The sequence below is a fragment of the Geobacter sp. AOG2 genome (genome assembly GCF_019972295.1).
GTDB lineage: Bacteria > Desulfobacterota > Desulfuromonadia > Geobacterales > Pseudopelobacteraceae > Oryzomonas.
The window spans coordinates 77,864-102,643 of sequence record NZ_BLJA01000001.1; the positions used below are offsets into that span (position 1 = coordinate 77,864).

Consider the following 24,780-nt stretch of genomic DNA (forward strand, 5'->3'; position numbering starts at 1 on the left):
TCGAAAACCCTTTCGTGCGGCGTAGCGCTGCTACGCCTCCTCAGGTTTTCTCCGGGTGCGCCGATCCGACCATTTTTGGACAACCTGGATTTTCAACAGACTGTTAGCGTCCCGCGCGGGGCGCCCTGAGAGATAACCCGCTTTGTACCTGTACGTGAAAGGATGTTAGCGTTCTACATGCCTGAAGGATTCCAGAGACTTATAGAGCCTTTTATGGCGCTGTCCCCCGGCAAGCGCATGCTCGTCGGCGGGATAGCGTTCCTGTCGGCGCTGGCATTTGCCGTGTTGATCTTCGTCGTCAACCGCACCGACTATCGACCGCTTTTTACCAATCTCGCCACGGAGGATGCGGGGGAGATCGTAAAAAAACTGAAGGATTCCAAAATCCCTTACCAGATTACGGCGGATGGCAAGGGGATTCTCGTCCCTTCCGATAAAGTCTACGAGATGCGGCTTTCCCTGGCTTCGGAGGGGTTGCCGCAAGGCGGCGGGGTCGGTTTCGAAATCTTCGACCGCAAGAATTTCGGTATGACGGAGTTCGTCCAGAAGCTCAATTACCAGCGCGCCCTCCAGGGGGAGCTGTCCCGCACCATTTCCCAGATCAACGGCGTCGAGCAGGCGCGCGTTCACCTGGCGATTCCGGAAAAATCGCTGTTCAAGGAGAATGAAAAGCCCGCCACCGCCTCTATCGTGCTCAAGATGAAATCGAACCGTTCCCTGAGCGAGGGTGAGGTCCAGGGGGTGGTGCACCTGGTCGCCTCTTCGATCGAGGGGATGGACCCCGAGCACGTCACCGTACTCGACAGCCGCGGCAAGATCCTCAGCAAGGGGGGAAGCAGCGATCCGGCTGCCCGCATGACCGCCACCATGCAGGATACCCAGCGCATGTACGAGAAGAATGTCGAAGAGCGTATCCAGTCGCTCCTGGACCGTATCGTCGGATCGGGAAAATCGGTGGCCCGGGCGACGGCGACCTTTGACTTCAAGCAGGTGGAGCGGGTTGACGAGAAATTCGACCCTGAAACCATTGCCGTCAGGAGCGAGCAGCGCAGCGAGGAAAAAGGCGCGTCAAGCACCGCGATCGCCGGCGTCCCCGGTGTCCAGACCAACCTCGGCAAGACGGCCCCCAAGCCCGCCTCGGCTTCCGGCGGCGGTTCCAAGAACGACGAAACCCTCAACTACGAGGTGAGCCGGTCGACCTCCAAAACCATCGAACCGGTGGGGACCCTGAGCAAGATATCCGTGGCCGTCCTGGTGGACGGCAAGTATGAAATGCCCGCGGCCGTCAAAGAGGGCCAGGCCGTGAAGGCCAAGTATACCCCCCGCTCTCCCGAGGAGTTGCAGAAGATCGAAACCCTGGTGAAAAGCGCGATAGGCTTCAGCGCCGAGCGCGGGGACCAGCTGAGCGTACAGAACATCCCTTTCCAGGATACGGACGATACCGGCACGGCCGAAACGTCTGCCTGGTGGAGCAGCCCGTTTTTCATGGCTCTCTACAAAAACCTGCTGATCGGCCTGGGATTCCTGGCGATGGTCATGTTCGTCATCAGGCCGCTCCTCAAATCGCTCAAGGTGATCAAGCAGCCGGCATTCGAGACGTTTGAGCCGATCGGCGAGATGCCCGAGAAACTTTCTTCCGCCGAAAAGGCCCAGATCGCCATGCAGATGGCCGAACAGCAAAGTATCATCGAAACGGCCAAGAAGGACCCCTACCAGGTCGCCCAGATTCTTCAGAACTGGTTGGGTGAAGAGAACAAATAAAAATATTCACAGCGATGAACGGGTGTATTCATGACAGGGTCCATGACAGGGTCTGAAAAAGCTGCCATCCTGCTGCTCTACCTGGGTAACGAGGTTACCAGCAAGGTGTTCGAGCATATGGATGACGACGAGATAAAAAGGATCAGTAAAAGCATGGCCCACCTGGGCCATGTGCCGCGCAGCACTATTATGCAGGTGGTGGAGGATTTTACCGGCGTCATCAACCCCGAGGCGGGGATCTTTTCCCAGGGAGAAGAGTTCGTCCGGAAGATCCTCGAAAAGGCGCTTGGCCCCGCCAAGGCCGAGATGCTCATGGAGGAGTTGCAGGCCTCCAGTTATGGCGACCTGGTGGATATCCTGGGCAACATGGATTCCAAGAGTATCGCCAATTTCCTGTCCCAGGAGCATCCCCAGACCGTTGCGGTCATCCTGGCCAAGCTGAAATCCAAGCAGACCAGCGAGATCATCAGCCTGCTCCCGCAGGAATTGCAGGCGGAAGTCGTTCTGCGCATTGCCGACGTGGAACAGGTTTCGCCGGAGATCCTCCAGGAGATCGACGACGTCATACGCCGGGAGATCAAGTCCATGGGCGGCGGGCAGCGCTACAAGGTGGGCGGTGTCGAGAAGGTTGTGGACATGTTCAACCATTTCGACCGCAGCAAGGAAAAGCAGATCCTCGACAAACTGGACGTGCTCAGTCCGCCCCTTGCCGAGATCATCCGCAAACACCTGTTCACCTTCGAGGACATCTTCAAGCTGGACGACCGCAGCATCCAGGCCATCATGCGCGAGGTCTCCAACGACACCCTGACCCTGGCCATGAAAACCTCACCGGACGAGGTCAAGGACAAGATCTTCAAGAACATCTCCAGCCGCGCGGCGGAGATGATCAAGGAGGACCTGGAGGTCATGGGGCCGGTGCGGCTCTCGGATGTGGACAAGGCCCAGTCGGAGATCATCAAGGTCGTGCGCAAGATGGAAGAGGAAGGCAAGATCGTGCTGGCCGGCCGCGGGGGAGACGATGTCCTCGTCTAGGATACTGAAATCCGCCAACTCCGACGGGCTCGTCGTGACGGAGTACGCCTTCGGCCAGGTTGGCCAGATCCACGGCCGGGCCGATGAGAGCGGTTTTGTCCCCATGGGCATATTCGACTCGTCGGAGATCGACAAGGCACGGGCAACGGCGGTCTCCGAAGAGGTTCCGGAGATTGTGGAACCCGCCGGGGTCGTCCTGACCGAGGAAGAGTTGGACCAGCAGCTTCGCGACGCCTTCAACAGCGGCCTCCAGGAGGGGAAAAACCTGGCCGAGCGCGGCCTGGTCAATGTTTTCAAATCGTTACGCGGGGCTGCCGAGGGGATTCGCGACCTGCGGGAAAAGGTCATGCGGGAATCGGAGGACGAACTCCTCAACCTGATCGTCATGGTCGCCCGCAAGGTGATCCTGCGCGAGGTACGGGCGGACCGGTCCATCCTTGAGGATATGGTCCGATCCGCCGTTTCGGGCCTGTCCGAGCGCGACAGCCTGACCATACGACTCAGCCCCGACGACTATGCGATGATTACCAGCGGCCACGGGGACTATTTCCGCCAGGAGCTGCAGAACGATCAGATGCACTTCAAGGCGGACGCTGCGGTCTTGCCGGGTAATTGCCAGATAGATACCGAGTTGGGGACCATCGATGCCAGCATCGACGCCCAGCTTGACGAAATCCACCGGCGTTTGCTTGAGGAGCGGAGCCTGGCCTCGGCTCCCGGCGCTTGATCCGGGAACCCCATGCCGCCACTCAATCTGATGAAGAAATACCGGGCTGCGCTGGAGTCGGCCAAGCCGGTCAAATTACACGGCAAGGTCACCCAGGTCGTCGGGTTGGTGATCGAGGGATATTGCCCGGATACCTCGGTTGGGGCCATTTGCGAGATCAGGCCCCAGAGTGGGGAGCCGATCCCGGCGGAGGTCGTCGGCTTCCGCAACAACAAGACCCTCCTCATGCCGTTGGGAGAGCTGCGGGGAGTGGGGCTGGACAGCCTGATCTCCGTCCGGCGGGAAAATGCCTCGCTGGGGGTGGGGCCGCTGATGCTGGGCCGGGTGATCGACGGTCTTGGCAACCCTATTGACGATAAGGGGCCGATCAGGGTCGAGGAGGAGTACCCGATTTACGCCACGCCTGTCAACCCGATGACACGGCCCCCCATCAGGAAGCCGCTCGACCTGGGCATACGGAGCATCAACGGGCTTTTGACCTGCGGCCAGGGGCAGCGGGTCGGCATCATGGCCGGTTCCGGCGTGGGGAAATCGACGCTTTTGGGCATGATCGCCCGCTATACCGAGGCCGACGTCAACGTAATCGCCCTGATCGGCGAACGGGGCCGCGAACTCAGGGAGTTTATCGAGAAGGACCTTCAGGAGCAGGGGCTCAAAAAGTCGGTGGTGGTCGTTGCAACCTCGGACCAGCCGCCGCTTGTGCGCATGCGCGGCGCCTATATCGCCACCACTATTGCCGAATATTTTCAGAAACAGGGCAAGAAGGTGCTGCTGATGATGGATTCGGCCACCCGTTTCGCCATGGCCATGCGCGAGGTCGGCTTGGCCATCGGCGAGCCGCCGACCACCAAGGGATACACGCCGTCGGTTTTTGCCGCTCTGCCCAAGTTGCTGGAGCGCACCGGCAATTTTCCCGACGGCAGCATTACCGCCCTGTACACCGTGCTGGTCGAAGGGGATGATTTCAACGAGCCGATATCGGACGCCATGCGCAGCATCCTGGACGGCCATATCGTTCTCTCGCGCAGCTTGGCGGCGCGCAACATCTACCCGCCCATCGACGTGCTGGCCAGCGCCAGCAGGGTCATGGCGGACGTGGCCCCCCGCGAGCAGATGGACCTGGCCGGCAGGTTCAAGGAAGCCCTGGCGACACACCGCCAGTCGGAGGACCTTATCAATATCGGGGCCTACAAGGCGGGCAGCAATCCCGGTATAGATTATGCTGTAGCACACTATGACGGGATGGTGACCTATCTCAAGCAGGCGGTCCAGGACCCGGTATCCATGTTCGATGCGGTCCGGGATCTTAAAAAGCTTTTTGAGTCCTGAACCGCGGACCGAGGTGAGCAGTCGTGAAAGGTAACGGCTTCAAATTGGAGCAGGTGCTCAACTACCGCTGCGAGATCGAAAAGATGCGCAAGCAGGAGTTTGCCAGCGCCAAGCGGGAGTTTGAGCATGCCGATGACCGGCTCAGGCGGGAAAAAGAGCGCGTCGAAAACGTCTCGGAGGAGTTCTGCCACCGCCAGGGAGAACTGGAGAGCATCCAGGAGATGCGCATGTACGCCGACTTCTTTGCCCGGAAGCGGGAGGACCTCAGGAACCAGAAGGACCGGCTCGACCAGCTTGGAACTATCATGAACGACCGGCGGGATTTCCTGCTGGACGCGACCAAGGATAAAAAAGTGCTGGAATCGCTTAAAGAACAAAAGACGAAAGAGTTTAAACTGATGATGGATCATAAGGAACAGACGTTTCTGGACGAAATCTCCATCCAGAAAAAAGGTACGAAACTCTAATGCGCGGCCGGGTCAGATTATTGCTGTGCTTTGTGGCCGTGGCCGGTTTGGCCTTGGGGATACTGGCTCAGGGGGCCACCCATGCCACGGCCGAGAGCGGGACAGCCTCCAGGAGGGGTGCGGAGACGGGCACGGAAGCGGCGCAGGGGCAGCAGCCTTTCAACGCTTCCCGCGCGGCCCGCGAGGAGAAGGCCATCCAGGATGCGCGCCGCCAGCAACTGGCGGAAAAAGAGGCGGCCCTGGCTGCCAAGGAACAGGAGCTGAAAAAGCTCAGCGCCAAGCTTGAGGCCCAGGTCAAGGCCCTGGAGGAGAGCAGGAAAAGAGTCGATGAGAGCATGAAGGCCCGCTCGTCGGCCCAGAAGAAGCAGCAGGACGAAAAAGCGCAGAAGATGGTCAAGCTGTTCAAGGCCATGCGCAGCGAACAGGCCGGTCAATTGATTGACAGCCTGCATGAGGACCTGGCCCTGGCGTTGTTGAGCCGTCTGGACACCAAGACGGTGGCGAAGCTGGCCCCCTTCATCAACCAGCCGCGCGTCGTCAAGTGGATAAGCGAGAACCTTCAGGGTAAATAGTTTCCGATTCGGAAAGGAACTCTTTCCGGTCGTAACCCTGGATAACGAATCGGCTTTTATGGGCAGATACCTGTCCATGCCCATAAAAAATCTCTTCAGAAAGGAGGTGAGACACAATGGATACAGGACAGATGAGTATGATGCCGGCGAATGTCGGCGTAGCAACACCGGGTAGCGCGCAGCTATCATCTTCCGCAACGGCGCTGCCGGATTCGGGAGACCAGGCAGGCGGGCTGTTCGTCGGGCTGTTGGCGGCAATGACCCCCCTGAGCACTCCCCAGGGAGCGGCAGTGCCGGTTTCCGGCGACAAAGATGCCCCGGTACCGGAGAAAAGCGCCGAGGCCGCCGCAACGGCGGCACAGCAGGACGGCCTGTCCGGGTTGATGGCGGGATTGTTGAATGCCCTCGACGCGGTCGAAAAATCGCCGGCAACGGAGACGGAAGCACGGGCGGCAGCACAGACCCCGGGCAAAAAACCACAGGATGTGGCCCTGAATGCGGATGGCCTTCAAATGGCCCTGCCGATTCAGGCGGACAGCGGCAGAACGCCGCAGATCAATGACGAGGTTGAGCAGCAGGCGTCTCAGGGGCCGGATGAGCAGTCGGCATCGGCCGCGGGAGACGGCGCTGAAGACCCGGCGCCGGTGGCCGCTTCGGACAGGAAGCCACAGGATGTGGGCCTGGATGCGGGTGGGATGCTGATGGCCCAGATGCTTCAGGTGACGGGCGGTAGAATGCCGCAGGCCAATGGCGCGGGTGCGCAGCAGGCGGTTGATGCCCCGGCTGCCGATGGCGCCGTCACGGCGCTTGCGAACAAGGGCGGCACGGATGCCCTCTCGAAAGGCGCTTCAGCGGATTCCGCCACCCTTGGGGCGGTTGAGTCCCAACAGCAGGCTTCGGCCACCGCCGGGCAGAAGAACCAGGCGGTCGGGAGCGACATGGTTTCCACAGAACGTGGTAAAACGCCAAGCGACCGGAAGGGAAGCGCCGGCGCTCCGGTTTCCCCCTCCGGGGGTGACGTAAAGGTACAATCCCAGCAGGAAGTGACCCTGTTCCGCTCCGCCCCCCTCGAGGTGGCGCTGGCGGAAAGCGTTCCCCAGAATGAGGTCCGCACGACAGGGCAGACTCAAAACGTTTCATCGGCGCAGAATACGCCGGTAGACGGGATTACCGCCGCTTCAACGGAAAAGACGCCGCCGTTGCAGCAGGATATCCGCCCCGTGAAAGCGGGTTCGATACCGGTACCGGCCGCGCCGTCGCAGGCTTCTGCGCCACAGCCGGAGCAGGCGGCAGTACCGAACGACCGTACCCTTGAAGCAACCAAATCCGTTCAGGCGGCTGTTGTGCCTGCGGCAGAAAAAGCAGGTGCGGAAGCTGGAGGGGAAACCGTCCAGACCCGTCCTGAGAGTGCAGTAACGGCAAAGCCGGTGCAAAACGTCGCGATCGACGCGGCGAAACTTGCCGGCGCGGGGTCATCCGGAGGAGAATTCAGCGCCGGTGACGATAAAGGTACGGCCGACAGCTTCATGAACGGCCAGTTCCACACGACCCTGATGCATCAGCAGGGGAATGTGGACGGCGCAAGCGCAACGGGCACCGTCGCCGCTCCGCTTCAGGGCAGTGCACAGCCGTCCGGTCTTTCGGAGCAGATTTTGCAGCAGGTGAAGGATCGTCTTGCCGGTCACGAGATCAAAACGGGCAGCGATCAGATCGTGCTCAGGCTCTCCCCTGAGAACCTCGGCGAGTTGAAGGTGAACCTGACCATGGATGGGCAGCGTCTGAAGGTCGAGATCGTTGCGCAAAACCACATGGTGCGCGATAGCCTGCTGCAAAACAGCGATTCGCTCAAGGAATCGCTGGCGCGTCAAAATATCAGCATGGATTCGTTTAGCGTGACCACCGACGGCCGCGGCGCAGGAAATCCCGGCCAGGGGCAGCAACAGAACGGCTGGCGCGAGTTTGCCCAGCAGCAACAGCAGAACGCCTGGATGTCGTCCGGTGGCTATCGCCTGCCGGAGGTGACGACGGTCCCGAGCCAACTGGCGTATCAAACGCCATCATCCCATACGATGGTCGATCTCCATTTCTAAAAGAAAGCGAGGTGATTTCCAATGGTAAGCAGCGTAACTTCAACAACCGATACATCGTCGGCTTCGGCCCAAATGCAAAAGGACCTGGGCTTTACCAGCCAGGACTTTATGAAGCTCTTCATCGCCCAGTTGCAGAATCAGGACCCATTGTCACCCCAGGATTCATCGCAGATGATGACGCAATTGGCCCAGATGGCACAGGTGGAACAGGCCTACGACACGAACACCAACCTGCAGAGCCTGCTGACGGCACAGAATAACGCCACCAGCATGGACACCGTGGCGTTTATCGGCAAGACCGTCAAGGCGAACGGCAGCAGCGTGTCGTTCGACGGGTCAAAGGCGGCGACGCTTCAGTACAACCTTTCCGGCGCCTCGGCCTCATCCACCATCACCATCACCGATTCGTCGGGAAAGACCGTCAAGACCGCCACCGTTTCGGCGCAGTCCGCAGGGGACAACAGCTATACCTGGGACGGCACCAACAACAGCGGAACAACGGTTCCGGCCGGGGCCTACACCTTCTCCGTATCGAGCACGTCGTCCGGCGGCTCCGCCCTGACGGCAACGACCTATACGACCGGGACGGTTGACGGCGTGGCATTTGTCAACGGTACTCCGACCCTCACCATCGGCTCCGTGTCGGTGTCATTGTCGGATATCATCAACGTTAAGGGGGCGTAACCGGAAAAATGGTAGACCAGATTTTTTTCCCAAACCCCGTCCAGCCGGGGAGGCAAGAACGCCCCCAGCCGCAGAAGCCGACAAGCGGACAGGTTTCGGATTCTTCGTTTGCCCGAGTACTGGATGAAAAGCTCCCGGCTCAGGGAGTAAAGTTCTCGCAACATGCTCAGGAGAGGCTCAAATCGCGTAACATCGTCCTCTCCGCCAACGACATCGCCAATCTTGAAGGGGCTGTCAATAATGTGGCCCAGAAAGGCGGCAAGGAATCTCTGGTCATGATGAAAGACGCGGCGCTGGTGGTGAGCATCACGAACCGCACCGTGGTAACCGCACTGGACAGAAGCCAGATGCAGGGAAATGTTTTTACGAATATCGATTCCGCGGTCATTATCTAGATAACGAAACAGGGCTGGACCTCCTTGAGGAAGCCCATGAAACGCCGACCGATTGACGCGTTTCACCCAAACTCAAAAAAATGAAGGAGGCATCATCATGAGTCTTACATCCGCAATGTACACGGGAACGAGCGGTCTGCTGTCCCAGGCGCAAGCCATCAGCGTCATAGGCAACAACCTCGCCAATACCAATACGGTCGGTTACAAAACCGCCAGCACGCTCTTTTCCGATTTGCTCTACCAAACCGCCGGGAATAATTCCCAGATCGGCACCGGCGTAAAGGTTCAAAGCGTCGGCACCAACTTTACCGAAGGGTCATTGGCGCCTTCGACCAACGTCACCGACCTGGCGATCCAGGGTAACGGTTTCTTTGCCCTCTGCGGCCCCGGCTCCACATCGGCTACCGCGGCTACGGCCTATTACAGCCGGGCGGGTTCCTTCAAGCTCGACAGCACCGGCCTGGGGCTGGTCAATTCCGACGGCTACAAGGTGTTAGGCGCCGACGGCAACGCCATCGTCTTCGCAGGAACGTACAACGATGGCACCAATAACCTCACCTTTTCCAAGGTCTCCGGGGTGGACTCCAACGGCAACATCTCGCTGCTGTATTCCGACGCGGCCGGCAACACGGCCACGGTATACTATGCAGGCAGCAACGGCACAACCGGCACGACCCCCGTCACAACCGTTGCCGGCGGCGCAGTGGCAATAGCCGAGGCAACCGTGGCCAATCCCGACGGGATGGCCAAGCAGGGGAATTCGCTTTACAAATTGACGAGCGCGTCGGGCGCGGCGACCGGTACGCCGGCAGCGGGCATGGTGTTTACCGCGGCCAACGGCACCTCCGAAACCATGCTCTCCAACTACCTGGAGCAGAGCAACGTGGACATGGCGACGGAACTTGTCAGCATGATCACCACCCAGCGGGCCTATTCCGCCAACTCCAAGACCATCACCACGGCGGACCAGATGACCCAGGAAGTGTTGAGCCTCAAGCAGTAATCGGTTCCGGGTAACGGCACGGGGGCGCGCCCCGCTTGGGGAACGCGCCTCCGTACCGGTTTAATTGGTTGGTTTAATTGGTTGCATTGGCACGCAATAAGTTTTAATAAAGATACTACTCATCAACTTCATTGGAATCAGTATTGATGCGCACGGAGGAAGAAGATGGCCAAGGACGATCAGGCTGCTGTTGAAACGGAAGGCGGAAGCGGCGGCAACAAGAAGCTGTTTATCATCATCGGGGCTGCCGTTGCAGTAGCGGTCATCCTGGGCGTCGTCGTCTTCATGATGGCGGGTAAAGGGGACAAAAAGGATAAGGGCAAGGAAGAAGCCAAGGTCGAGGCCAAGGCCGAGGCCGGCGGACACGGCGGCGAAGGGGGCGGCAAGGAAGGGGCGGCGGTAAGCAACATCTATCCGCTGGAGCCGTTTATCGTTAACATCTACGACGGCCAGGAACTGCGCTACCTCAAGATCAAGATCGAGCTGGAGATGGTCGGGGCCGGCGTCAAGGCGGATCTCGATGCGCGCCTGGCGGCCATCAGGGATTCGATCCTGGTGCTTCTGAGCGCCAAGACCCTTCAGGACATACAGGATGTGCAGGGGAAAAACCAGCTCAAGGAAGAGATCCTGGCGGCGATAAACAAGAACATCCCGCCCGGCAAGGTCGCCAAGGTCTATTTCACCGACTTCGTTGTCCAGTAGGTCGCGGCGGGCCGTTATGGAAAAGATTCTCACCAAAGCAGAGATCGAGGCGCTCTTAAACGCCGTCTTCGACGGCAGGATCGAGCCGGAGAAGGAACTGGCCAAGACCGAAGGGACCGCCGTCACCTATGACCTCTTCAACACGGAGGCCCACAAGGGCTTTGTCCCCAACCTGGACATTGTCTACGACAGCTTGATCCGTTATAATCGCGTCACCCTCTCCAACCGGCTGCGCAAAGTGGTCGAGATCAAGAAGGTCGGCGCCCGTTCCTACAAGTTCGACGATTTCCTCCAGACCCTGCCGTCGCCCGCCTGCATGGCCATCTTCAAGATCGAACCCCTGAAGGGGGCCGCACTGATCGCCTTCGACAGCCCGCTGGTGCTGGCCCTGGTGGACAGCCTGCTCGGCGGTACCGGCAATTCGAAGGTTACCGCCGCCAGCCGGCTTTTTACGTCGATCGAGGTACGGCTGGTGGAGAAGATCGCCAAGGACATCCTGCAGGATTTCGAGAAGGCGTGGGCGCCGCTCTACGCAACCCATATGAATCTGCTGCGCATGGAGATGAATCCCCGTCTGGTCAACATCGTTCCGCCCGAGTACCAGATCGTGACCATGTCGCTCAAGATCCAGATTGAAGAGACAGCCGGGAATATCGTGTTTGCCGTCCCGTACATGACCATCGACCCGATACGCGACAAGCTGAAGTCGGGGATGCAGTTCGACCTGATGGCCATCGATCCCCAGTGGTCGTACCGGCTTTCGTCCGAAATCCTCGAGGCCCCGCTTGAGGTCTCCGTGGAGATGGGCAATGCCGGAATCTCCCTGCGGGAACTTCTGGACCTTACGGTCGGCGATACGATCATGTTGGACAAACCCTGTTCCAGCGAACTGCTGGCCAAGATCGAGGGGATGCCGAAATTCAGTTGTGTCCCCGGTATCCGCCATGGCAATAAAGCGATTCAGATCACCAAGATAAAAGGGGGCAGCAGTGAGTGACAAGCCTGAAGTGAACGAGCCGGAACAGGACAGGAAGAACCTCGACTTCATCCTTGACATCCCCTTGCAGGTTACCGTGGAACTGGGCCGTACCAAGCTTCTGGTCAAGGATATCCTCCAGCTTAACCAGGGGGCGGTGGTGGAGTTGACCAAACTGGCCGGCGAACCTCTGGATATCTTCGTCAACTCCAAACTGGTCGCGCGGGGCGAGGCCGTGGTCATCAACGACAAGTTCGGCGTGCGCCTGGTCGATATCGTCAGCCCCAACGAGCGCGTGGAGAAGATTTTGTGAGAGGTGCGGTTCCCGCGCTACTCCTTTGCCTGCCATCCATCGCCTGCGCCGAAAACACCACCGGGCAGGAATTCAGTTTTTTTTCCAGTTTTCTCCAGATGATTGCCGCCCTGGCGGTCGTTATCGGCTTGATCCTCATCACGTGGCACTTCTTCAACAGGTTCACCAGGGGCATCGCCGCCGGAAGATTCGCTGCAAAGCATATCCGCGTGGTGGAGTCCCGCTACATCGCCCCCAAAAAGTCGCTCATACTCGTCGAGGTGGGGGGGGAATATCTGCTTTTGTCGTGTACCGACGACAGACTTACCCTCATCAAGCAGATCGACATGCTTGAGGAGATCGAGATCCTTCCCGAGGGCACGGGGAGCGCAACGGGCTTTGCGGGGATTTTGGACAGGCTGCGATCATGAATATGAACCGAATGACGAAAAAACTCTGTTTTCTGGCAGTCCCCGCCCTGGCGGTGCTTGTCTCCGCCACGGCCCTGGCGGCCGATCCGCTGCCGTTTCCGGCGTTGAATATCGGTGTGGGTGCGGCGACCAAGCCCGGCGACGTTGCCATGACCATCCAGATCTTCCTGCTGTTGACGGTCCTCTCCCTGGCTCCGGGCCTGTTGATCATGACGACCTCGTTCACCCGCATCTCGGTAGTGCTTTCCTTCGTGCGCACCGCCATGGGGACCCAGCAGGCGCCGTCCAACCAGATCATTCTGGCGCTCTCCATGTTCCTGACCTTTTTCATCATGAGCCCGGTCTGGCAACAGATCAACAAGGACGCCTACCAACCCTGGAAGGCCCAGCAGATCAGCCAGGATCAGGCTATGGAGCGGGCCGTCAAGCCGGTGCGGACGTTCATGCTCACCCAGACCAGGGAAAAGGACCTGGCGCTGTTCGTCAGCCTCTCCAAGCTGCCGCGGCCCAAGAATGCCGACGACATCCCGACCCTGACCATTATCCCCGCCTTCATGATCTCGGAGCTGAGGACCGCCTTCCAGATCGGTTTTTTGATTTACATTCCCTTCATCGTGGTTGACATGGTGGTGGCCTCGGTACTGATGTCCATGGGCATGATGATGCTGCCGCCGGTCATGATTTCGCTCCCCTTCAAGATCCTGCTCTTTGTGCTGGTCGACGGGTGGGGGTTGGTGATAGGGTCGTTGGTGAAGAGTTTCGGATAAAACGTGAGGAGGTTGTTGAAAAACAGCCATCTCGGCGCCTATCGCCGTCCCGCTGAACGGGATGACTGCGCTAGCGCTCCGTCACCGGTAATTATGCTCACGCATAATTATACGCCGCCGTCCTCGAAGGCCCTTTTGTGACGGAGGCCTTTGGCTTCACCCTTCGGGCGCCTCCGCGGGGTTTTTGCGGGTGCGGCGATCTGACTATTTTTGAACAACCTGGACTTTTCAACAGCTATCGTCCGGGAAGAGGTTTTCTATGACACCCGAATTTGTTGTCCAGCTTGCGCGCCGCAGCTTCGAGACGACGCTCCTCCTGGCTGCCCCGCTCCTTATCGGCAGCCTGGTGGTTGGTTTGCTCATAAGCATTTTCCAGGCGGTGACCTCCATCAACGAAGCCACCCTGACGTTTGCCCCGAAGATCATCGTCGTCATGATCGCCATGATAATCTTCTTCCCCTGGATGATGAGTTATATGAGCGATTTTACCCGCGAGATCTACTCCTTCATCGCCACCATGCGCCGCTGACATGGTGGCGGCGCGCTGGTGTGGAGAACCGTTTGCGGCAGTAATGCCGGCGGGCCGGTCCTGTGGCAGCCACCCGGAGCCGGCGCACGGCCGTGCGCCGGGCCGGCTGCGTACGGGGTGCTAGGGCATGGTGCCGCTCTACCCCTTTCCCTCGCCGGGCGAGGTGATCGTCTTTGCCCTGGTGCTGAGCCGCATAGCCGGCATCTTCGCGGCGTTGCCGACCTTCGGCGGGCGGGCGGTGCCGACGCGCATCAAGGTCGTGATCGCGTTCATGATCACCCTGGTCTGTTTCCCGGTCCTGAAGATAACCCCGCCGCCGATGCCGTCGGACGCCTTTACCCTGGGCCTTCTGGCCTTGAGCGAGGTGGCGGTCGGGCTCACGCTGGCGTTTGTCGCCCAGATGGTCTTCAGCGCGGTCGAGTTCAGCGGCCAGATCATCGGTATGCAAATGGGACTGACGATCTCCTCGATCCTCGATCCCACCCGGGGCACCCAGGTCCAGCTCATGTCCGTGCTGCAGAGCCTGTTTGCGACGCTGCTTTTCCTGGCTCTCGACGTCCATCACGTGTTCATCCGCGCCATCGTCGAAAGTTTCCGCATAATCCCCATCGGCGGCTGGCACGTTTCGGGTCAACTGGTTTCCTTTCTGGTCCAGCGCACCTCCGACATCTTCGTGCTCGGCATCCGTCTGGCAGCCCCCGTGATGGTATCGCTCCTTTTGGCCACCGTGGCCCTGGGCATCATGGCGCGCGCTTTTCCGCAGATGAATATCTTCATCGTCAGCATGCCGCTCAACATCGGTCTCGGTTTTTTGATCATGGGCGGGACGCTGATGATCTTCTTTCACGTCCTGGAAGTGGCATTCGGTAATCTGAACGGACAGATCGGCACCCTTTTCAGATTGATGGCAAAGGGGGGATGACGTCTGGGGGAAGATTCCGACAAACACTCCAAAACAGAACAGCCCACAGCAAAAAAGCTTAGCGAGGCACGGAAAAAAGGAGCGCCGCCCAAAAGCCAGGTGCTCACCTCGTCGCTGACCCTCCTGGCCGGGATCGTCAGCGTGTATATCTTCGGCAGCTACATGATGGAGGGCCTGAAAAAGAACATGGTGGCGGTCCTCAGCACCATGGGCAACTTCGAGCTGACCGAGTCCAACATGTACACCCTCTCGCTCAAGCTCTTTGCGCTGATCATCATGCTGCTCGCGCCCCTGGTTATCACCGTCATCGTAACGGCGATAATGGCGAATATCATCCAGGACAACGGGCAGTTCACGTTCAATACCGAGCGCCTCGAATTCGACTTCACGAAGCTCAACCCGAAAAACGGCATCGGCAAGATCTTTAACCGGGATGCGCTGATGGAGATGGTGAAGTCGTTCCTCAAGCTCCTGGTGGTGGGCTACATAACGTATCGGGTGATGAGGGACGAAAGCCAGAACATCGCTTTTCTGGCCGAGGCCGACATAGAAACGATCATCAATTATGTGGGCCACATAGCGTTCAACATCATCACCCACGCCTGCGGCGTCCTGATCGTGCTGGGCGTTCTGGACCTGATGTACGTGAAGTGGCGCTACATCGACAACCTCAAGATGACCAAGCAGGAGGTCAAGGAAGAGGCGAAGGAGCACGACCTGCCGCCGGAAGTAAAGGGCAGGATCAAGAAGATGCAGTTCCAGATGGCGCGGCGCCGGATGATCAAGATCGTCCCGACCGCCGATGTCGTCATCACCAACCCGACCCACTATGCCGTGGCTCTCAGGTACGAACGGGAGCGGATGCTCGCCCCGGTCGTCATCGCCAAGGGGGCCGACGTGATGGCCCAGGCCATCAAGAAGATCGCCCGGGAACATAAGGTCGTCCTGGTGGAAAACCGGTTTCTGGCGCGCGAGCTCTATGACCAGGTGGATGAGAACGAGCCGATCCCCGAGTCGCTCTATGCCGCGGTTGCGGAGGTCCTGGCCTACGTGTATCGCCTCAAGGGCAAGATGTGACGCCGGCCCGGCTCCGGGAATTATGTCAATAATATGACAATTTCAAGGATTTGACTCGCGGGATTCGTGGCGGCCGAGCCGCCTTATAGCTACTCCCGCAGGTTGTATAGGCTGCCGGGCGCCGCCTTGCGGGGTGTTTTGCGGCACAAAAAATGCATAATAGATGTGAATTTTTTAGTTTCCCCCGAAAGAAAACGGTAACGGACCAGCCATGGCAAACGGAACAACCGAAGCAATAGAATTACAGGGCTTCCGCAAGAATTCGGATATCTATGTGGCGATCGCCCTGATCGGCGTGCTTTCGCTGATGATCATCCCGTTGCCGGCATTCATCCTGGACCTGTTTCTGGCGACCAACATCACCATTGCCCTTTCCATCCTGCTGGTGTGCCTCTATACGCAACATGCGCTGGATTTTTCCGTGTTCCCCTCCGTCCTGCTGGTCACCACGCTGTTCCGCCTGGCCCTCAATATCGCTTCGACCCGCCTGATCCTGCTGCACGGCAGCGAGGGTGTCGAAGCGGCCGGGGCGGTCATCAAGGCCTTCGGCCAGTTCGTGGTCGGGGGGAATTATATCGTTGGGGCCGTCATCTTCCTGATCCTGGTGATCATCAACTTCGTGGTCATCACCAAGGGCGCCGGTCGCGTGGCCGAGGTCACGGCCCGCTTCACCCTGGATGCCATGCCGGGCAAGCAGATGGCCATCGATGCCGACCTGTCGGCCGGCATGATCACCGAAAAAGAGGCCAGGGCGCGGCGGACCAAGATCTCCCGTGAAGCCGATTTTTACGGCTCCATGGACGGCGCCAGCAAGTTCGTCCGCGGCGATGCCGTGGCCGGCATCCTGATCGTCATGGTCAATATCTTCGGCGGCTTGATCATCGGTGTCTGGCAGCAGGGGATGCCGCTCCAGGCCGCCCTGACCAATTACACCCTGCTGACCATCGGCGAAGGCCTGGTGGCCCAGATCCCGGCCCTGATCATCTCCACCGCCGCCGGCATCATCGTGACCCGCTCCGCCGACGAAAACAACTTCGGCGTCGAGATTACCGGGCAATTCATGAACTACCCCAAGGCGTTCTACGTCTCTTCGGGGGTGCTGTTCCTGTTCGCCCTGATCCCCGGTCTGCCGCACTTCGCCTTCCTGCTGCTCTCGGGCGCGACCTTCCTGGTCGGCAAGATGGCGCGGGAGAAGGCCCAGGTCGTCGAAGAGGCCGGCCTGCCCGAAACCGCCGGCGGCGAAGAGTCCATCGACCAGGCTTCGGCGATCCGGCCGGTGGACGTGCTGGAACTGGAGGTCGGTTACGGCCTGGTCCCCATGGTGGACGCCTCCCAGGACGGGGAACTCCTGGAGCGCATCCGTTCGATCCGCCGCCAGTATGCCCAGAAGATGGGCTTTGTCGTGCCCCCCATCCATATCCACGACAACCTCCAGCTCAGGCCGTACGAGTACAACCTGCTCATCCGGGGAGCCCGCGTCGGCGGCAGCGAATTGACCGGCCAGTATCTGGCGATGGATTCGGGCGCGGTGACCGCCGCCTTGCCGGGAAACAGCACCAAGGAGCCGGTTTTCGGGTTGCCGGCGGTCTGGATCCGTTCCGAGGACCGCGATCAGGCCCAGGTCAGCGGTTATACCGTCGTCGACAGCACCACGGTGGTGGCGACGCATATCAGCGAGATCATAAAACGCTACGCCCACGAGCTGGTGGGGCGCCAGGAACTCCAGCAACTGCTGGATAATGTCGCGGTCAGCGCCCCCAAGGTCGTGGAAGACCTGATCCCCAACCAGCTCAACCTGGGGACGGTGCTGCGGGTAGTCAAGAGCCTGCTCAAGGAAGGGGTTTCCATCCGGGATTTGCGTACCATCCTGGAGTCGCTGGCGGATTACGCCGGTCTTACCAAGGACCCTGACGTCCTGACCGAGTTCGTGCGCCAGGGGCTGGGCCGTTTCATCGTCGATCAATACAAGCTGGACGACGATACGCTCTATCTGATAGCCTTGGACCGCGGGGTGGAGGATATCATCGCCGAAGCCATCCAGCCGTCGGACCAGGGGAGTTTCCTGGCGATCGAACCCAACGTGGCCCAGCAGATCATTACCACCATCCGCACCATGGCGGACCGTTTCGGCTCGAGCGGCGCCCAGCCGGTGCTGCTGGCGTCCCCGACCATCCGCCGGCATGTCAGAAAGCTTATCGAACGGTTCGTGCCGCACATGGCGGTGCTTTCCCACAATGAAATTCCGCAGAACATCAAAATCCAGTCACTAGGAGTGGTGAGCGTCAATGCTGGTTAAGACCTTTCAAGCAGCGAGTATGGCCGAGGCGCTCCGCATGGTTAAAGCCGAACTCGGCCCGGATGCCATGATCCTGTCGACCAAGAAGGAAAACACCGGCGGGATTCTCGGGTTTTTCAGCAAATCGGTGTATCGCGTGACCGCCGCGATCGATCCGGTGCAGAAACAGGCCCCGCCACCCCCGCCGGCGGCGTATGGAACCCAGCGTCCCCGGCCGGAGCGGGAGCGGACGGCAAAAGAGGAGTTGGAAAGCTCCATGTTCGCGCCGTTGGCCCGGGAGCTTAAAGAGTTGCGGGAGAAGGTCGACGCCCTCTCCCGGCGCGAAGTGGATGCCGGCAAGCCCGGCAGGGAGGAAAGCCGGGAAGAGACGCAGCCGCTCGGTTTCAACCTCAAGAACGTGCCCCGCGAGGATCTGGAGGAGATCAAGAAACTCCTGCTCAATACCCTGGCCAAGAGCCAGGAAGGAGGGGCCAAGACGGTGCAGTGGCCCAATGCGTCGGAACCGTCCCCGGCGGAGCCGCAGTCCGGCCTGGACCTCCTGCCGGAGGATTCGCCACTGGCCCGGGAGTTGGTCCAATCCGGTATTTCCACGGACCTGATCAGAAGGATCCTCGATACCCTCAGCGCCTTGCCGGCCGATGACGGCGGCCAGAACCTCAAAAGCCGCCTGGGGACCACATTCTCGAAACTGATCAAATTTGCCGGCACCCTCAAGATGCGCAAGAACTCTCCCCGCATCATTGCCCTGGTGGGGCCGACCGGCGTCGGCAAGACCACCACCACCGCCAAGTTGGCCGCCATGTACGCCTTGAACCGGGGCAACAAGGTGGCGCTGATCACCATGGATATCTTTCGCGTGGGCGCGGTGGAACAACTCAAAACCTATTCCCGCATCATGGGGATCCCGCTGGAGGTGGCGTCCACCCCCAAAGAGCTGGAAAAGGCCGTGGAGAAACATTCCGCCTGCGACCTGATCTTCATCGATACGGCCGGCAGAAGCCACAAGGACAAAGAGAAGCTGGACGAGATGAAGAATTTTCTCGACAACAAGATCCCCATCGAGGTCTATCTGTGCCTCTCCGCCACGACCAAGGACCGTGAGCTTGAAGAAATCCTCAACCGTTTCAAAATATTCCAGGTCAGCAAGGTGGTTTTTACCAAGATCGACGAGAGCGAGAGTTTTGGAAACATGGTCAACCTGTTGATGAAGGACAATCTGCAGATAGCCTACTTCACCACCGGGCAACGGGTGCCGGAGGATATCGAGGTGGCGACCTCCGCCAAACTGGCCGATATGATCCTGCGGGAGGCTGCCGAATGAGCATGGTAACCGGAATGGGCGATCAAGCCGACACCCTGCGCCAGATGGCTCGGCAGAACCGCAAAGATGCGACGCCCAAATCGGCTGCGGCCGGCGAAGACGAAGATCGCGGCATTCGCGTCATCTCGGTAACGAGCGGCAAAGGCGGCGTGGGCAAGAGCAACGTGGTTTCCAATCTGGCCATGGCCCTGTCCGCCCAGGGCAAGCAGGTGCTGATCATCGATGCGGACCTGGGACTGGGGAACCTGGACGTGCTCCTGGGGCTCTCCCCCATGTATAACCTGAACAATGTGCTCAACGGCGAGAAGAGCATCAGCGACATCATTATCGAAGGCCCCGCCGGCATCAAGGTCATCCCGGCCGGGTCCGGCGTTCAGGAGGTGACCAGCCTGAGCCAGCACGACAAGCTGAAACTTCTGGACGAGCTGGACATGCTGGAAGAGCAGTTCGACATCATGATCGTGGATACCGAGGCCGGCATATCGGAAAATGTCACCTATTTCACCGTGGCGGCCCAGGAGATCATCGTCGTCGTCTCTCCCGAGCCGACCTCCATCACCGATGTCTATGCCCTGATCAAGCTGCTGGCGACGCGTTATTCGGAGCATCACTTCAAGGTGCTGGTCAATATGGCCAAGGATAGCGAGGATGCCCTGGAGGTGTTCCGCAAACTGGCCAACGTGGCCGGTCGTTTTCTTGACATCTCCCTGGATTACCTGGGGTGCGTCGTCAAGGACGAAAAGGTGGTGGAGGCGGTCAGGCGGCAAAGGGCGGTATACGACCTGTTTCCCGAATCCGAGGCGGCCACCTGTTTCACCACGCTGGCACGGAGGGTCATCGAAAATACGCGCCAAACCAGGCTCAAGGGGAATATCCAGTTCTTTTTCCGACGGTTTCTCGATAATCCGACGGGCGACTGAGCCGTGGGCGCCGGCAAGCTACAAAGCCCCTACGCCGGGGCCGAACCGGCACTGCGCGATACGCTGATCATGGAAAACATGCCCATGGTCAAGTATCTGGTGGGGCGTATCGTCCCCCAACTCCCGCCGCATCTGGACCCGCAGGATTTGACGAGCGCGGCGGTGATTGGCCTGATAAATGCAGCGGATCGCTACGACCCTGCGCGGGGCGTGTTGTTCAAGACGTTCGCCGAACAGCACGTGCGTGGGGCCATCATCGACGAGTTGCGCTCCTACGATATTCTGAGCCGGTCCATGCGCGAGAAGTACAAGCGGCTGGAGCGGGAAGTAACGGTCCTGGAGCACGCCCTGGGCAGGAACCCCACCAGTGAAGAGGTGGCCAAGGCCCTGTCCATAAGTCTCGACGAATACTTCGACTTATTGGACGATGTGCATGTACTCACGTTCATCAGCCTGGACGATAGCTGGGAGGATGACGAGGGCAACTCGCTCTGCCTGGCGGACGTCCTGAGCGAGCCGACCGAAAGGAACCCGCAGCATCAGGTGATGAGGATGCAGCTGATCACGGCGCTGGGCGCCGCCATCGAAACGCTGCCGGACAAGGAGCGGCTGGCGGTGACGCTCTACTACAACGAGGGCATGAACCTCAAGGAAATAGGTGCAACCGCGGGGTTGACCGAGTCGCGCATCTCGCAACTCCTCAGCCAGGCCATGATACGGCTGAAGGGGAAGTTGAAGCTTTACCGGGATTAAGAGGTTTTGGAGAACTCAGGCTGTTCAAAAATAGTCAGATCGTCGCACCCGCAGAGAGCCCCGCGGAGGCGTAGCAGCGCTACGCCGCACAAGGCGGCTTTCGAGGACGGCGGCGAGATGGCTGTTTTTCAACAACCTGCTAAAGGAGACTGTATATGAACAGTGGTATGTATTCGGCCCTCTCGGGCAATATTGCGGCCATGAAGCGGATGGACATCATCAGCAACAATCTGGCCAACGTCAATACCCCTGGTTTCAAAAAAGACCAGATGTCCTTCGAGGGGATGCTCGCCAGCAGCACCACGCCGCCGGCGGTTCCCCAATCCAAGACGGCCGACCCGATCCTGCAAAAGGAAAACGTCTATATCGACTACAGCGCCGGGCCGGTCAGCCAGACCGGCAATGCCCTGGACCTGGCGATAGACGGCGACGGTTTCTTCACCGTCTCGACCCCCAGCGGGACCGCTTATACGCGGCAGGGCAATTTCCGGCTGACGGCGGACGGAACGTTGGTGACGACCGACGGTTTCCCGGTCATGGGCCAGGGAGGCGAGATCCGCCTGAAGGGCGGCAAGGTCGAGATAAACGCAAAGGGAGAGATCACGGTCGACGGCACCGCGGCGGGGGCCATCGCCATGGTGGATTTTCCCAAACCCTACAAGTTGACGAAGACGGCCAGCGCCCTGTTCGTGCCGTCCGATCCGCAGGCCACGCCCCAGGCGTCCAAGGCGGAGGTCCGCCAGGGGCATCTGGAGGGGGCCAATGTGGACCCGGTCAGCGAAATGGTCCAGATGATCGAAACCAACCGTTACTTCGATGCGTGCCAGAGGGTGATCCTGGGCTATGACGGTATGGCCAGCAAGGCCGCCAACGATCTGGGCAAGCTGTGAGGTTGTTGAAAAACAGCCATCAGGCCTTCGTCCTCGAAGGCCCTTTTGTGCGGCGTAGCGCTGCTACGCCTCCGCAGGGCCTTCTGCGGGTGCGACAATCTGACTGCTTTTGAACAACCTGGGTCCTACTATAAGAAATTCAATCACGTTATCGTAAAAAGGAGTCGAAACCATGTTACGTGCCCTTTGGACAGCCGCTTCAGGCATGCAGAGCCAGCAGACGAATATCGACGTCATCGCCAACAACCTGGCCAACGTCAATACGACGGGGTTCAAGAAGAGCCGGGCCGATTTCCAGGATCTGATGTACCAGAACCTGAAGACGACCGGTTCGCCGTCAACGAATACCACCCAGGTGCCGACCGGGATCCAGATCGGCCTCGGGACGCGTCTTGCCGCGGTCACCAAGCTGTTTACCTCCGGTGACTTCACCCAGACCGGCAACGACCTGGACATGGCCATCGAAGGCGACGGCTTCTTCCAGATCCAGATGCCCGACGGCACCACGGCCTATTCGCGGGCCGGCGCCTTCAAGAAGGACAGTACGGGACGTATCGTCACCTCCGACGGTTATCCCCTGCTCCCGGAGATCGTCATCCCGACCAACGCCACCAAGATCAGCATCGGTAACGACGGGACCGTGTCGGTGACCCAGGCCGGGCAGACCGCCCCCACAAACGTGGGAAACATCCAACTGGCCCAGTTCGCCAATCCGGCGGGGCTAGCAGCCCAGGGGAAGAACCTCTTCCTCCAGACGGACGCCTCCGGCAACGCCACCACCGGCACCCCCGGCCAGACCGGCATCGGGACCATCACCCAGGGATTCCTGGAGATGAGCAACGTCAATGTGGCGAGCGAGATGGTCAACATGATCGTCGGCCAACGGGCCTACGAGATCAATTCCAAGGCGGTCCAGGCGTCCGACGAGATGTTGCAGACCGCTAACAATATGAAGAGATAGCCGGGCTGGACAGCCGGTTACTTGATGGCTTCACGCCATGCGTGGAGCTCGCGCGCACACGTTTTCGCGCCAACACCGCCGGACCCAAACAAACATATGATACAGCGAATTATTATTGTCTTTCTTTTTTGTCTTCTGCCGCTGCCCGTCATGGCTGCGGCTTCCGTGGCGCAGCCGGACGTTTCGGCGGGCGAGGCCAGGGTCCGGGAGGCCGTTTCCGGGTATATCCTGCAAAAGACCGCTCATCTCGGCCTGGAGATCCGCATCAAGCGCCTGAACATCAACGGAAACGCCACCCTGCCGGAAGGGCCGCTGGATTTTGACGTGATTGCCCCGCAACAGTGGGAAGGATGGGGCAGCGCCAATCTGGCGGTAGTCGTGCGGCAGAATGGCCGTGTGGTGCTGAACGCCCCGGTGCAGGTGGAGGTGGAGGCGCTGACCGACATGGTTGTCGCCCTGCGCCAGCTCGACTACGGAGATGTCATTTCGGGAACGGATGTCACCGTTCAGAAGCGGGATATCGCCTCGGTGGCCGGCAGGTATACCCGCGACCCGGGCGAGATCGTGGGCCGGCGGGTCAGGACGTCGATCAAGGCCAATGCCGCGGTACGGACCGATCAGGTGGAAAAGGTCCCCATCATCAAATCCGGCCAGATGGTGACCATCGTGGCCGAGAACGCGGTCATGAAGATTACCGTTACCGGCCGGGCCAGGAGCGCCGGGGCGGAAGGGGACATCATCACGGTGCAGAACCTGAGTTCGCTCAAGGATATCCCGGCCAGGGTGATCAATGCCACAACCGTACAGGTGGGGTTCTAGGAGGTTGCTGAAAAACAGCCATCTTAGCGCCTATCGGCGTCCCGCTCAACGGGATGACTACGCTGACGCTCCGTCACCGATAATCGCCGGAGGCGATTATACTGCGGGTGCGACGATCTGACTATTTTTGAACAACCCGAGCCTTTCAACAACCTCCCGGATGTACGGGAGAAGAGGACGAAGTATGAAGCGGAATATATGTCTTTTTCTGGTACTGCTGTGCGCCGGCTGCGCAACGCAGAAAACCGAAGTCAGGACTGCAAGCCTCGACGAGCAGATCCAGAAAGCGCCCCTGGATTATTCCAGCGGTTCGATCTGGCAGGCGGCCTCCCGGAGCGTTACCGAGGATTTCAAGGCCTACCGCCGGGGCGACATCATCACCATCGTCATCTCGGAGACGGCCAGCGCGTCCAAACAGGCCAGCACCAGCACGGGGCGGAGTACGTCGATCAATGCCGGCATGCCCAATTTTCTGGGTCTGGAAAAGGCCGGCATACTCAAAAACAACATGGATCTGAGTCAATTGATCAATGCCAACGTCGATTCCAAGTACGCCGGTTCCGGCTCCACGTCGCGCCAGGAGAACCTGACGGCAACCATTTCCGCCAAGGTGATCGACGTGCTTGCCAACGGCAACCTGCTTATCGAGGGGCGCCGCAACATCAAGGTCAACAACGAGGACCAGGAGATCATCCTGACCGGTACCGTGAGAACCCGCGACATCAGTACGGACAATACCGTCAACTCCATTTTCGTTGCCGACGCGAAGATCAGCTATGCCGGGCGGGGGATCATCTCCGACCGCCAGAGCCCGGGATGGCTGATGAATATCATCGACAAGGTCTGGCCTTTCTAAGGTTTAGGAGGTTGTTGAAAAACAGCCATCTTAGCGCCTATCGGCGTCCCGCTAAGCGGGATGACTACGCTATCGCTCCGTCACCGATAATTATGCTCACGCATAATTATACGCCGCACGAAGGGCATTCTGCGGGTGCGACGATCTGACTATTTTTGAACAACCTGAGTTTTTCAACAGCGTGTTAGTGCTCAAAGGTGATGTG

26 protein-coding genes are annotated in these 24,780 nt (G+C 59.5%); all 26 read left to right on the top strand.

Going from position 1 to position 24,780, the window contains the following annotated elements; genetic code table 11:
- Positions 1-177 precede the first annotated feature (177 nt).
- The 26 genes from fliF to LDN12_RS00465 all read left to right on the top strand — a co-directional run bounded on the left by fliF (position 178) and on the right by LDN12_RS00465 (position 24,575).
- Complete coding sequence (fliF, locus tag LDN12_RS00340) at positions 178-1,761, top strand: flagellar basal-body MS-ring/collar protein FliF (RefSeq protein WP_223920555.1); 1,584 nt, start codon at positions 178-180, stop codon at positions 1,759-1,761.
- A gap of 42 nt (positions 1,762-1,803) precedes the next feature.
- Complete coding sequence (fliG, locus tag LDN12_RS00345) at positions 1,804-2,796, top strand: flagellar motor switch protein FliG (protein WP_223920557.1); 993 nt, start codon at positions 1,804-1,806, stop codon at positions 2,794-2,796.
- Positions 2,783-3,523 carry a FliH/SctL family protein gene (locus LDN12_RS00350; RefSeq protein ID WP_223920559.1) on the top strand — a complete coding sequence of 247 codons (741 nt, stop codon included), beginning with the start codon at positions 2,783-2,785 and terminating at the stop codon, positions 3,521-3,523. The genes fliG and LDN12_RS00350 overlap by 14 nt, the downstream gene beginning before the upstream one ends.
- Positions 3,524-3,535: 12 nt before the next feature.
- On the top strand, positions 3,536-4,852 hold the full coding sequence (locus LDN12_RS00355; protein WP_223920561.1) for a FliI/YscN family ATPase: 1,317 nt from the start codon (positions 3,536-3,538) through the stop codon (positions 4,850-4,852).
- A 23-nt stretch (positions 4,853-4,875) separates the two neighbouring features.
- Positions 4,876-5,319 (top strand): flagellar export protein FliJ, encoded by a 444-nt coding sequence (gene fliJ / locus LDN12_RS00360; RefSeq protein ID WP_223920563.1) that lies wholly within the window; start codon positions 4,876-4,878, stop codon positions 5,317-5,319.
- A complete protein-coding gene (locus LDN12_RS00365) occupies positions 5,319-5,891 on the top strand; it encodes a hypothetical protein (protein ID WP_223920565.1) in 573 nt (190 codons plus the stop codon). Before fliJ ends, LDN12_RS00365 begins: the two co-directional genes overlap by 1 nt.
- Before the next feature lie 116 nt (positions 5,892-6,007).
- On the top strand, positions 6,008-7,981 hold the full coding sequence (locus LDN12_RS00370; RefSeq protein WP_223920567.1) for a flagellar hook-length control protein FliK: 1,974 nt from the start codon (positions 6,008-6,010) through the stop codon (positions 7,979-7,981).
- A 21-nt stretch (positions 7,982-8,002) separates the two neighbouring features.
- A complete protein-coding gene (locus tag LDN12_RS00375; RefSeq protein ID WP_223920569.1) occupies positions 8,003-8,665 on the top strand; it encodes a flagellar hook assembly protein FlgD in 663 nt (220 codons plus the stop codon).
- 8 nt (positions 8,666-8,673) lie between these two features.
- Positions 8,674-9,060: a TIGR02530 family flagellar biosynthesis protein gene (locus LDN12_RS00380; protein ID WP_223920571.1), complete on the top strand. Its 387-nt coding sequence runs from the start codon at positions 8,674-8,676 to the stop codon at positions 9,058-9,060.
- Between the two features lie 97 nt (positions 9,061-9,157).
- Entirely contained in the window at positions 9,158-10,063 is a 906-nt protein-coding gene (locus tag LDN12_RS00385; RefSeq protein WP_223920573.1) for a flagellar hook-basal body protein, read from the top strand.
- 165 nt (positions 10,064-10,228) lie between these two features.
- Positions 10,229-10,765, top strand: coding sequence for a flagellar basal body-associated protein FliL (gene fliL, locus LDN12_RS00390; RefSeq protein WP_223920575.1), 537 nt, complete (start codon positions 10,229-10,231; stop codon positions 10,763-10,765).
- A gap of 16 nt (positions 10,766-10,781) precedes the next feature.
- Positions 10,782-11,762: a flagellar motor switch protein FliM gene (fliM, locus tag LDN12_RS00395; protein ID WP_223920577.1), complete on the top strand. Its 981-nt coding sequence runs from the start codon at positions 10,782-10,784 to the stop codon at positions 11,760-11,762.
- A complete protein-coding gene (gene fliN / locus LDN12_RS00400) occupies positions 11,755-12,054 on the top strand; it encodes a flagellar motor switch protein FliN (RefSeq protein WP_223920578.1) in 300 nt (99 codons plus the stop codon). Before fliM ends, fliN begins: the two co-directional genes overlap by 8 nt.
- Positions 12,051-12,464 (top strand): flagellar biosynthetic protein FliO, encoded by a 414-nt coding sequence (gene fliO, locus LDN12_RS00405; protein WP_223920579.1) that lies wholly within the window; start codon positions 12,051-12,053, stop codon positions 12,462-12,464. Before fliN ends, fliO begins: the two co-directional genes overlap by 4 nt.
- Before the next feature lie 11 nt (positions 12,465-12,475).
- Positions 12,476-13,231 (top strand): flagellar type III secretion system pore protein FliP, encoded by a 756-nt coding sequence (gene fliP / locus LDN12_RS00410; RefSeq protein WP_374045069.1) that lies wholly within the window; start codon positions 12,476-12,478, stop codon positions 13,229-13,231.
- Positions 13,232-13,490: 259 nt separating this feature from the next.
- Positions 13,491-13,760 (top strand): flagellar biosynthesis protein FliQ, encoded by a 270-nt coding sequence (fliQ, locus tag LDN12_RS00415; protein WP_223920581.1) that lies wholly within the window; start codon positions 13,491-13,493, stop codon positions 13,758-13,760.
- 127 nt (positions 13,761-13,887) lie between these two features.
- Positions 13,888-14,682, top strand: coding sequence for a flagellar biosynthetic protein FliR (gene fliR, locus LDN12_RS00420; RefSeq protein ID WP_223920582.1), 795 nt, complete (start codon positions 13,888-13,890; stop codon positions 14,680-14,682).
- A 3-nt stretch (positions 14,683-14,685) separates the two neighbouring features.
- Positions 14,686-15,759, top strand: coding sequence for a flagellar biosynthesis protein FlhB (gene flhB / locus LDN12_RS00425; RefSeq protein ID WP_223923996.1), 1,074 nt, complete (start codon positions 14,686-14,688; stop codon positions 15,757-15,759).
- Positions 15,760-15,970: 211 nt separating this feature from the next.
- A complete protein-coding gene (gene flhA, locus LDN12_RS00430) occupies positions 15,971-18,055 on the top strand; it encodes a flagellar biosynthesis protein FlhA (protein ID WP_223920584.1) in 2,085 nt (694 codons plus the stop codon).
- A complete protein-coding gene (gene flhF, locus LDN12_RS00435) occupies positions 18,045-19,376 on the top strand; it encodes a flagellar biosynthesis protein FlhF (RefSeq protein WP_223920586.1) in 1,332 nt (443 codons plus the stop codon). Before flhA ends, flhF begins: the two co-directional genes overlap by 11 nt.
- Positions 19,373-20,296 carry a MinD/ParA family protein gene (locus LDN12_RS00440; protein ID WP_223920588.1) on the top strand — a complete coding sequence of 308 codons (924 nt, stop codon included), beginning with the start codon at positions 19,373-19,375 and terminating at the stop codon, positions 20,294-20,296. Before flhF ends, LDN12_RS00440 begins: the two co-directional genes overlap by 4 nt.
- 3 nt (positions 20,297-20,299) lie before the next feature.
- A complete protein-coding gene (locus LDN12_RS00445; RefSeq protein ID WP_223920590.1) occupies positions 20,300-21,049 on the top strand; it encodes a sigma-70 family RNA polymerase sigma factor in 750 nt (249 codons plus the stop codon).
- 155 nt (positions 21,050-21,204) lie between these two features.
- Positions 21,205-21,939: a flagellar basal-body rod protein FlgF gene (gene flgF / locus LDN12_RS00450; protein WP_223920592.1), complete on the top strand. Its 735-nt coding sequence runs from the start codon at positions 21,205-21,207 to the stop codon at positions 21,937-21,939.
- 172 nt (positions 21,940-22,111) lie between these two features.
- Positions 22,112-22,900 (top strand): flagellar basal-body rod protein FlgG, encoded by a 789-nt coding sequence (flgG, locus tag LDN12_RS00455; protein ID WP_223920595.1) that lies wholly within the window; start codon positions 22,112-22,114, stop codon positions 22,898-22,900.
- Between the two features lie 96 nt (positions 22,901-22,996).
- Complete coding sequence (gene flgA, locus LDN12_RS00460; RefSeq protein ID WP_223920597.1) at positions 22,997-23,719, top strand: flagellar basal body P-ring formation chaperone FlgA; 723 nt, start codon at positions 22,997-22,999, stop codon at positions 23,717-23,719.
- 184 nt (positions 23,720-23,903) lie between these two features.
- Complete coding sequence (locus LDN12_RS00465) at positions 23,904-24,575, top strand: flagellar basal body L-ring protein FlgH (protein ID WP_223920599.1); 672 nt, start codon at positions 23,904-23,906, stop codon at positions 24,573-24,575.
- Positions 24,576-24,780: the final 205 nt, after the last annotated feature.